The sequence below is a fragment of the Duganella callida genome (assembly GCF_004614165.1).
In the GTDB taxonomy this organism is placed as follows: Bacteria; Pseudomonadota; Gammaproteobacteria; order Burkholderiales; family Burkholderiaceae_D; genus Rugamonas; species Rugamonas callida.
The window spans coordinates 133,854-141,855 of sequence record NZ_SPVG01000146.1 but is presented as its reverse complement, the minus strand read 5'-3'; the positions used below and the strand labels follow the sequence as shown (position 1 = coordinate 141,855).

Genomic DNA, 8,002 nt, shown 5'->3' with positions numbered 1-8,002 from the left:
GGCCGGATAGGAGAAGATTACGGCGGGCAGCGTCCGCGCCGCGCCGGTGGCGGCGCGCGCCGCCATCATCGCCGCCGGCGGCGGCGCCGCCACACCGGTCACGCGCGTCGGCAGCATCACCAGCGAACCGGGCCTGAGGCTGGTCGATGCCGGCGGCCAGCCGCTGGAACTACGGCTGCACGGCTTCGATCACTTCGCGTCCTGAAGCGCCGCCTGCATGGCGGTGACATCCTCGCCCGGCTGGCCGACACGGCGGCCGCTGCCGTGCATCAGCCAGTAGTGGTGGAAGGCCAGACGGATGTTGTCGCGCAGCTGGGTGTCGTCCCAGGGCTTGGTGTAGAAGCGGTAGATGGCGCCGCGGTTGATGGAATCCAGCACCGCTTCCAGCCCGGTATAGCCGGACAGAATGATGCGGATGGTGTCCGGATAAATCTCCTTGACCTTGCTGAGGAACTCGGTGCCGCTCATCTGCGGCATGCGCTGGTCGCAGACGATCACCTGCACCGAATGCAGGGCCAGCAGTTCGAACGCCTCGGCCGGCGTGGCGGCGGTGAGGATCTGGTAGCCGTCGCGACGGAACAGCCGGTGCAGCGAGGCCAGCACGTTGACATCGTCGTCGACGATCAACAGCGTCTGCGCCGGCTGGCGCGCATCGCCCGGCGGCGGCGGCAGGCAGCGGCCTGACTTGACCAGCTCGCCCAACTCCCTGGGCGGCAACGGCCGGCTGAAGAAATAGCCCTGGATTTCATCGCAGCGGCCGCGCCGCAGGTATTCGAGCTGGGGCCGCGTCTCCACCCCTTCCGCGATCACCTGCAACTTGAGGCTGTGCGCCATGCTGATGATGGCCTGGGCGATGGCCGCGTCGTTGGGGTTGGTGGTGATCTCGCGCACGAAAGCGATGTCGATCTTCAGCTTGTCGATCGGGAAGCGCTGCAGATAGGACAGCGAGGAATACCCGGTGCCGAAATCGTCGATGGCGACCTTGATGCCGATCGCCTTCAGGTTCTTCAGCACGGTGATGGTGCGCTCGGCGTTGGACATCAGCGCGCTCTCGGTCAGTTCCAGCTCCAGCAGCTCGGCCGGCACCTTGTGGCGTTCCAGCGCCTCGCGCACCGTCTGCTCGAGGTCGCCTTCGATGAACTGGCGGCTGGCGACGTTGACCGCCACCCGCACCGGTCCCACGTCTTCCTGCAGCCAGGCGGCGATCTGGCGGCAGGCGGCGTCGATGATCCAGTTGCCGACCCGCACCACCAGCCCGGTATCTTCCAATACCGGCACGAACTCGGCCGGATAGACCAGGCCGTGGCCGGGCCGCTGCCAGCGCAGCAGCGATTCCACGCCGGCGAAGGCGCCGGTGTTCAGGTTGACCTTGGGCTGGAAGTGCAGCAGTAATTCCTGCTCGTCGAAGGCGCGCCGCAGCGCCAGTTCCATGTCCAGCCGCGCCAGCACCTGCACGTTCATGTTGGCGGTGAAGAAGCGGTAACCGTCGCGGCCGGCCTGCTTGGCGCGCTCCATGGCGGTCTCGGCGAAATTGATCAGGTTTTCCGGATCGGTGGTGTCGTCCGGGTAGATGGAGATGCCGATGCTGGCGCTCAGCGCGGCCTGCTGGCCGCCGAGGTCGAACGGCTGGCGCAGCGCTTCGCGCACTTCGTGGGCGGCGTTGACGGCGTCCTGCTGGTCGCGGCTCATGGTCAGGATCAGCGCGAACTGGTCGCCGCCCAGGCGGCCGACGGTGTCGCGGATGCGCACGCGCTGCACCAGGCGGTTGCTGAACTGGCGCAGCAGATCGTCGCCGCGCGCCGCGCCGAGCGAATCGTTGATGTTCTTGAAGCGGTCCAGGCCGATGAACAGCACCACGATGCGCCACGGTTTGTCCTGGGCGAGCACGATGCAGTCGGCCAGCGTCTTGTAGAACAGCGTGCGGTTGGGCAGGCCGGTCAGGCTGTCGTAATGCGCCATGTGCTGCAACAATTCCTCGGCCTGCTTGCGCTCGCTGATATCGCGCGCCACGCCCAGCATCACGTTCGGTTGTCCAGGACGCTGCAGCAGCTGCCAGTACAGCTCCACCGGCACCGTGATCAGGTCGCTGCGCATCAGTTCCAGTTCGTGCAGTTCCGGCGAACGCGCCGGGCCGATCGCGGCGGCGTAATCGGCCAGGCGCTCGGCCTGCGCCCGCAACGCCGGCAGCGTGCCCAGGCCGATGCGGCTGGCGATCGGTCCCAGCAGTTCGTCGCGCGGATAGGCCAGCATGCGGCAGGCGCCATCGTTGATGTCGACGATCTCCGCGCTGGCGGCGTCGAGCAGGAAGATGGCGTCGGCGGTGGCGTCCATGGCGCTGCGGAAGCGCTGCAACTCGGCGGTGCGCTCGCGCACCGTCTGTTCCAGCAGCGCGTTGTAATCGCGCTCGCGACGGTGGAGCAGGCGCATCTCCAGCATGTTACGGATGCGCATCAGCGTCTCGATCGGATCGAACGGCTTGCTGATGAAATCGCGCGCGCCCTGCTCGAAGGCGCGCATCTTGTGATCGGGCTGGGCGGTGACCACCAGCACCGGCAGCCAGCCGTCCGGTTCCAGCGGCTTGAGCGCCTCCATCACGTCGAAGCCGCTCATGTTGGGCATCTGCAGGTCGAGGATGATCAGGTCGTAGCGGTGCTCGGCATGCCAGCCGGCCACCACGCGCGGATCGGTGGTCGAGCTGACCGCCTGGTAGCCGGTCGATTTCAACAGGTAGTCCAACAGTTCGACATTCACCGGCTGATCGTCGACGATCAGGATGCGGGCGTGGTTGATGTCGGTCTGGCTGATCATGATGCCTCCGTGAGAGCGGCCGGCAGCGAGGTTTGGGCTGCCCAGACCGCTTCTTTCAGGCAAGGATACCAGCCTTTACAGAGCGTGGCGCACAGATGCGCGAAGTTGCAGTTGCATAAATTTCCGTGCGCCACTGGCATCGGTTGCGCGCTGCATGGTACAGTGACAGCACGCCCGTATCAGAGAAGGAACAGCCATGAGCAACAGCGAAACCATCCTCGATCTCGCCGCGCAGGTCGGCAAAGCCCTGCAGGAAAAAGGGCTGATACTGGCCACGGCCGAATCCTGCACCGGCGGCGGCATCGCCCAGGCGATCACCGAGATTGCCGGCTCCACCGCCTGGTTCGACTGCGGCTTCGTGGTGTATTCCAACGCCTCCAAGACCGAGCTGCTGGACGTCTCGGCCGCGCTGATCGCGCAGATGGGCAGCGTGTCGGAAGAAGTGGCGGCCGCCATGGCCAGCGGCGCGCTGGGTTCCAGCAATGCGCACATCGCCGTCTCGACCACCGGCATCGCCGGTCCCACCGGCGCGGTGCCGGGCAAGCCGGTCGGCACGGTCTGCTTCGGCTGGGCCAATGCCGACACCGTCCATACCGAGCGGCTCGTCTTCAGCGGCGACCGCAAGGCGGTGCGCGAACAGACCGTCATTCATGCGCTGCAAGGCTTGCTCCGTTTCATTAACTAAGCAGTTGCCATAGGACCACAAAACCATTACTCTCGTCGCATTCGGGCGTTCAGGGGTAGTGATGCAAAACACGGTACATTTTATTCTCCAGGGCAAAGGCGGCATCGGCAAGACGCTGGTCTCGACCATCCTCGCGCAGTGGCTCGCCAGCAAGGACGTGGCCGAAGGCCAGCAGCCGCTGCGCTGTTATGACACCGATCAGGAGAACTCGACCTTCTCGCGCTACAAGGCGCTGAACGTCAAGCACGTGCCGGTGATGACCGACAGCCGCACCATCGACCCCAAGCGCTTCGACGCCCTGATGATCGACATCCTGGAAGAAGAAGGCAACTGCGTCATCGACAACGGCGCCAACACCTTCTCGCCGCTGATGGGCTACCTGATCGAGAACGACTGCTTCGCCCTGCTCAAGGAATCGGGCCGCAAGGTCTACATCCACACCATCGTCGGCGGCGGCGACACCCTGCACGACACCGCCATGGGCTTCGTCTCCACCGCCAAGTCGACCGACGTGCCACTGGTGCTGTGGGAAAACGAACATTTCGGCCTACTGCAATCGGCGGCCGGCAAGCAGTTCACCGAATCGCAGACCTATGCCGACAACGCGTCGCGCGTGGTGGGCCGGGTGGTGCTGTCGGCGCGCAATGCGGACACCTTCGGCGCCGACCTCAAGAAGATGAACACCGCGCGCCTGACCGCCAACGAAGTGCGCGAGAGCGACAAATTCAACATCATGGAAAAGCAGCGCATCAAGGTCGTGTTCCGCGACCTGTTCGAGCAACTCGACAAAGTGCAGTGGTAAGCCATGGATCAGCACAAGCTGCGCACCCTGGTATTTGAAAAGACCGGCGTCCGGATCGACGTCGACGACCCCGTGTTCGCGCTGGTGGCGCTGAACGAGGCGGTGCTGGAGGACGCGGTGGAACGCCACATCGCCGCCATCGACGCCGCCTCGCAGGCGTTGGCGCAGCAGGTGCGCCAAGCGGGCGGCTTGTCCGGCGCGACCGATGGCCACCCGGCCAGACCGGCGCTGGACGCCTCCAACGAAACCCCGGCACCGGCCGAGCATCCGCCCGGCTACGTGCCAACACCGCCGGCCGGCCCGGTACGGCCGATCGCCACCCAGGCACCGCGGTTCAACCCGCGCGAAATCCGCCTGCTGCTGGCGGCCGCCGGCATTTCGCTGCTGAGCGCGCTGATCGTGCTGGGCGGCCAGGCCGCGTTCCGCCGGCCAGCGCCAGCCGCCGCCCCGGTCATCGCGCCGGCGGCGCTGACGCCGGAACAAACCCTGGCGCTGCAAAACGCCGCCAAGCTCGAAAAAGCCATCCAGAAACTCGACCCCAAAGCCCGCGCCCAACTGCAGGCCGAGCTGCAAAAATAATCCGGGGTCAGTTCTGCCAATCGCACACGAGCCCAGCCGTAGTGTTCGCTACGGCTGGGCTCGTGTGCGATTGGCAGAACTGACCCCGGATCGCGATGTGCCGCGCAGGGTGCGCAGGAATTCCTCGGCGTACGGCAGCAGTTCGAACACCACGATGGCGCCCATCAGCCACAGAACGTAATGGCGCGGCAGCGGCGATTCCTTCCAGCGCAGGCTGAAGTCGGCCGCTTCGGCACCGGCGCCAAACAGCGCGGCAAACTGGTTCCAGTGCAGCAGCACCATCATCGACACCGCCATCAACGGCAGCATTTCCAGGAAGCTGTGGATGTGCTGCTCGAGCGGCGTCACCACGCGCCGCGTGACGGCGTAGCTGACGTCCCACATCGCGGTGGCTTCGTGCACGAAGAAGGCGGCCACCATCAGCAACAACACCAGCGCATTCACCTGCAGGAACAGCCCGGCCAGCACCGGCAAGCCCATCTCGGCCAGCATCAGCAGATGGATCATCGATTCCCTGGGACCGCTGTTATGCTCGATGCCGGCACGGCGGTGCATGATCCAGTCCGCCACCCCGGCCGCCAGCCACAGCGGGACGATGAAGTACATCAGGTATTGTTCGCTCAGATGGTTCACCACAGCTCCTTCAGTCTGGTTCGCTCAACCGCCATGCTACGGTGCCCATTTGACAACAACCATAGGATATTGCGCTGCAACAGCGTCAGACTGCGCCGCAAGCGCGCCAATCTCTGCTAACATGTGAACACCTATTCATACGTTAGCAATCATGAGCTGCCAACCCGATTATGCCAATTGCGATCCGCAGATCGCGCAACTGGCGGACCTGTTTCACCTGCTCGGCGATCCGACCCGCTTGCGCATCGTGCTGGCTTGCATGCCCAAGCCGATCGCGGTCAGCGAGATTGCCAGCACGCTCGATCTGAGCGGTTCGCTGGTCAGTCACCATCTGCGCCTGTTGCGCGCCGCCCGCATCGTCAAGGCCGAGCGCCAGGGCAAGCAGGTGTTCTATTCCGCCGCCGACGCCCACATCAGCGGCGTCCTCAACGATATGCTGGAACATATCGCCGAACCTTCCACCGGGAACGAAGCATGAGCAAGCACCACGATCACGACCATCACGACCACGATCATCACCATGGTCATGATCACGCCAAGGCGCGCGGCCACCACCACGGGCACGATCACCACGATCACGGTCAAGGCCACCACCATCACCACCACGGCGATCCCAACACCATGGGCCGCGCCTTCGCCATCGCCATCGTGCTCAACACCGTGTTCGTGGCGGTCGAGTTCTTCTACGGCTTCCTGGCCAATTCCACCGCGCTGATGGCCGACGCCGGCCACAACCTGTCCGACGTGCTGGGCCTGATGCTGGCCTGGGGCGCCGCCATCCTCGCCAAGCGCGCACCCAACCAGCGCTACACTTACGGCCTGCGCAGCACCTCGATGCTGGCCGCGCTGTTCAACGCCATGCTGCTGATGGCGGCCTGCGGCGGCATCGCCTGGGAGGCGGTGCAGCAGCTGGTGCATCCCGATCCGGTGGCCGGCTTCACGGTGTCGGTGGTGGCCGGCGTCGGCATCCTGATCAATGGTTTTTCGGCCTGGCTGTTCATGGCCGGCAGCAAGGACGACATCAATATCCGCGGCGCCTACCTGCACATGGCCGCCGATGCCGCCATCTCGCTGGGGGTGCTGGTGGCCGGCCTGATCGTGCGCTACACCGGCTGGAACTGGCTGGACCCGCTGGTCAGCATCGCCATCGTGGTCTTCATCGCGATGAGCACCTGGTCGCTGCTGACGCAATCGCTGCGCATGGTGATGGCGGCGGTGCCGGACAATGTGGACCGCGCCGGCATCGAACAATTCCTGCGGGCGCGCCCCGGCGTCAGCGAAGTGCACGACCTCCATATCTGGGCCATGAGCACCACCGAAAACGCGCTGACGGCGCAGCTGGTGGTGCCGGCCGGTTATCCGGGCGACCAGGTGATGGACGCCATCAGCAAGGAGCTGCGCGAGGAATTCGCCATCCAGCACAGCACCCTGCAGGTGCGCCAGGGCGCCAGCAGCACCGAATGCTGCCTGCAGGCGGCCCCGGCCGCGCACGCCCACGCACACTAATCGGCCAGGTTGGCGTACAGCGCGGTACTCAGGTAGCGTTCGCCGAACGAGGGGATGATGGTGACGATGATCTGGTTGGCATTCTCCGGCCGCCGCGCCACCTGCAGCGCCGCCCACAACGCGGCGCCCGACGAAATCCCCACCAGCAGCCCTTCCTGGCTGGCCGCCCGGCGCGCGGTGTCGAACGCGTCCTCATTCTTCACGCAGACGATCTCGTCGTAGATGTGCGTGTTCAGCACGGCCGGCACGAAGCCGGCGCCTATGCCCTGGATCGGGTGCGGTCCCTTGGTGCCCCTGGATAAAATCGGCGATGCCTCCGGCTCCACCGCCACGCAGCGGAAGCCCGGCTTGCGCTCCTTCAGCACCTCGCCCACGCCCGTGATCGTGCCGCCGGTGCCGATGCCGGCCACCAGCATATCCACGCGGCCATCGGTATCGTTCCAGATTTCCTCGGCCGTGGTGCGGCGGTGCACCTCGGGATTGGCCGGATTGTTGAACTGCTGCGGCATCAGATAGCGCGGATCGGCCTGCGCCATCTCGTCGGCGCGGCGGATCGCGCCCAGCATGCCCTCGCTGCCCGGCGTCAGCACCAGTTCGGCGCCGTACGCGCGCAGCAGCATGCGCCGTTCGCGGCTCATGGTATCGGGCATCACCAGCGTGCAGCGGTAGCCGCGCGCCGCGCACACCATCGCCAGCGCGATGCCGGTGTTACCGCTGGTCGGTTCGAGGATGATGGTGTCGGGCCGGATCTTGCCGGCCGCTTCCGCCGCCTCGATCATCGCCAGGCCGATGCGGTCCTTGACGCTGTGGGCGGGATTCTGGAATTCCAGTTTGGCCAGCACCTGGGCCGGGCAGCCCTGGGTCAGCCGGTTGAGGCGTACCAGCGGGGTACGGCCTATCAGTGCGGTGACGTCGTTTGCGACATTCATGGGAACCTCCGGCGTGAGAGGGATGGAGTATGCAGTCTACCCGCTTTCGCGCCGGCGATT

General features: G+C 65.6%; 9 protein-coding genes. 6 read left to right on the top strand and 3 right to left on the bottom strand.

The genetic code is table 11. From position 1 onward, the window contains the following. Positions 1–46: 46 nt before the first annotated feature. Positions 47–205 (top strand): hypothetical protein, encoded by a 159-nt coding sequence (locus E4L98_RS30025; RefSeq protein ID WP_167761330.1) that lies wholly within the window; start codon positions 47–49, stop codon positions 203–205. Here E4L98_RS30025 and E4L98_RS14685 read toward each other — a convergent pair. After that, positions 190–2,808, bottom strand: a complete 2,619-nt coding sequence (locus tag E4L98_RS14685) for an EAL domain-containing protein (protein WP_135202297.1) — start codon at positions 2,806–2,808, stop codon at positions 190–192. The two genes, E4L98_RS30025 and E4L98_RS14685, sit on opposite strands and share 16 nt — an antisense overlap. 196 nt (positions 2,809–3,004) lie before the next feature. Between E4L98_RS14685 and E4L98_RS14680 the strand changes: the two genes are divergently transcribed. The 3 genes from E4L98_RS14680 (at position 3,005) to E4L98_RS14670 (ending at position 4,874) form a co-directional block, all read left to right on the top strand. Continuing rightward, a complete protein-coding gene (locus E4L98_RS14680; protein ID WP_135202296.1) occupies positions 3,005–3,493 on the top strand; it encodes a CinA family protein in 489 nt (162 codons plus the stop codon). 61 nt (positions 3,494–3,554) lie between these two features. After that, the gene (locus E4L98_RS14675) at positions 3,555–4,295 is read left to right on the top strand and encodes a P-loop NTPase family protein (protein WP_135202295.1); all 741 of its coding nucleotides are present in this window, start codon (positions 3,555–3,557) and stop codon (positions 4,293–4,295) included. Positions 4,296–4,298: 3 nt separating this feature from the next. Next, entirely contained in the window at positions 4,299–4,874 is a 576-nt protein-coding gene (locus E4L98_RS14670; protein ID WP_135202294.1) for a hypothetical protein, read from the top strand. Between the two features lie 48 nt (positions 4,875–4,922). Here the strand turns inward: E4L98_RS14670 and E4L98_RS14665 are convergent, their stop codons facing one another. Beyond that, positions 4,923–5,507 (bottom strand): diguanylate cyclase, encoded by a 585-nt coding sequence (locus E4L98_RS14665; RefSeq protein ID WP_229257394.1) that lies wholly within the window; start codon positions 5,505–5,507, stop codon positions 4,923–4,925. Between the two features lie 151 nt (positions 5,508–5,658). On the opposite strand from E4L98_RS14665, the gene E4L98_RS14660 reads away from it, so the two are divergent. Together E4L98_RS14660 and E4L98_RS14655 are read left to right on the top strand one after the other, a co-directional pair. Beyond that, the gene (locus tag E4L98_RS14660) at positions 5,659–5,985 is read left to right on the top strand and encodes an ArsR/SmtB family transcription factor (protein WP_135202293.1); all 327 of its coding nucleotides are present in this window, start codon (positions 5,659–5,661) and stop codon (positions 5,983–5,985) included. Next, the gene (locus E4L98_RS14655; RefSeq protein ID WP_135202292.1) at positions 5,982–7,013 is read left to right on the top strand and encodes a cation diffusion facilitator family transporter; all 1,032 of its coding nucleotides are present in this window, start codon (positions 5,982–5,984) and stop codon (positions 7,011–7,013) included. Before E4L98_RS14660 ends, E4L98_RS14655 begins: the two co-directional genes overlap by 4 nt. Here the strand turns inward: E4L98_RS14655 and cysK are convergent. Beyond that, positions 7,010–7,942: a cysteine synthase A gene (gene cysK / locus E4L98_RS14650; RefSeq protein WP_135202291.1), complete on the bottom strand. Its 933-nt coding sequence runs from the start codon at positions 7,940–7,942 to the stop codon at positions 7,010–7,012. The genes E4L98_RS14655 and cysK overlap by 4 nt on opposite strands. Positions 7,943–8,002: the final 60 nt, after the last annotated feature.

Coding starts and splice junctions, on each gene's coding strand:
- E4L98_RS14685 (WP_135202297.1), bottom strand. CDS start 2,808: ATGATCAGCCAGACCGACATCAACCACGCCCGCATCCTGATCGTCGAC.
- E4L98_RS14680 (WP_135202296.1), top strand. CDS start 3,005: ATGAGCAACAGCGAAACCATCCTCGATCTCGCCGCGCAGGTCGGCAAA.
- E4L98_RS14675 (WP_135202295.1), top strand. CDS start 3,555: ATGCAAAACACGGTACATTTTATTCTCCAGGGCAAAGGCGGCATCGGC.
- E4L98_RS14670 (WP_135202294.1), top strand. CDS start 4,299: ATGGATCAGCACAAGCTGCGCACCCTGGTATTTGAAAAGACCGGCGTC.
- E4L98_RS14660 (WP_135202293.1), top strand. CDS start 5,659: ATGAGCTGCCAACCCGATTATGCCAATTGCGATCCGCAGATCGCGCAA.
- E4L98_RS14655 (WP_135202292.1), top strand. CDS start 5,982: ATGAGCAAGCACCACGATCACGACCATCACGACCACGATCATCACCAT.
- cysK (WP_135202291.1), bottom strand. CDS start 7,942: ATGAATGTCGCAAACGACGTCACCGCACTGATAGGCCGTACCCCGCTG.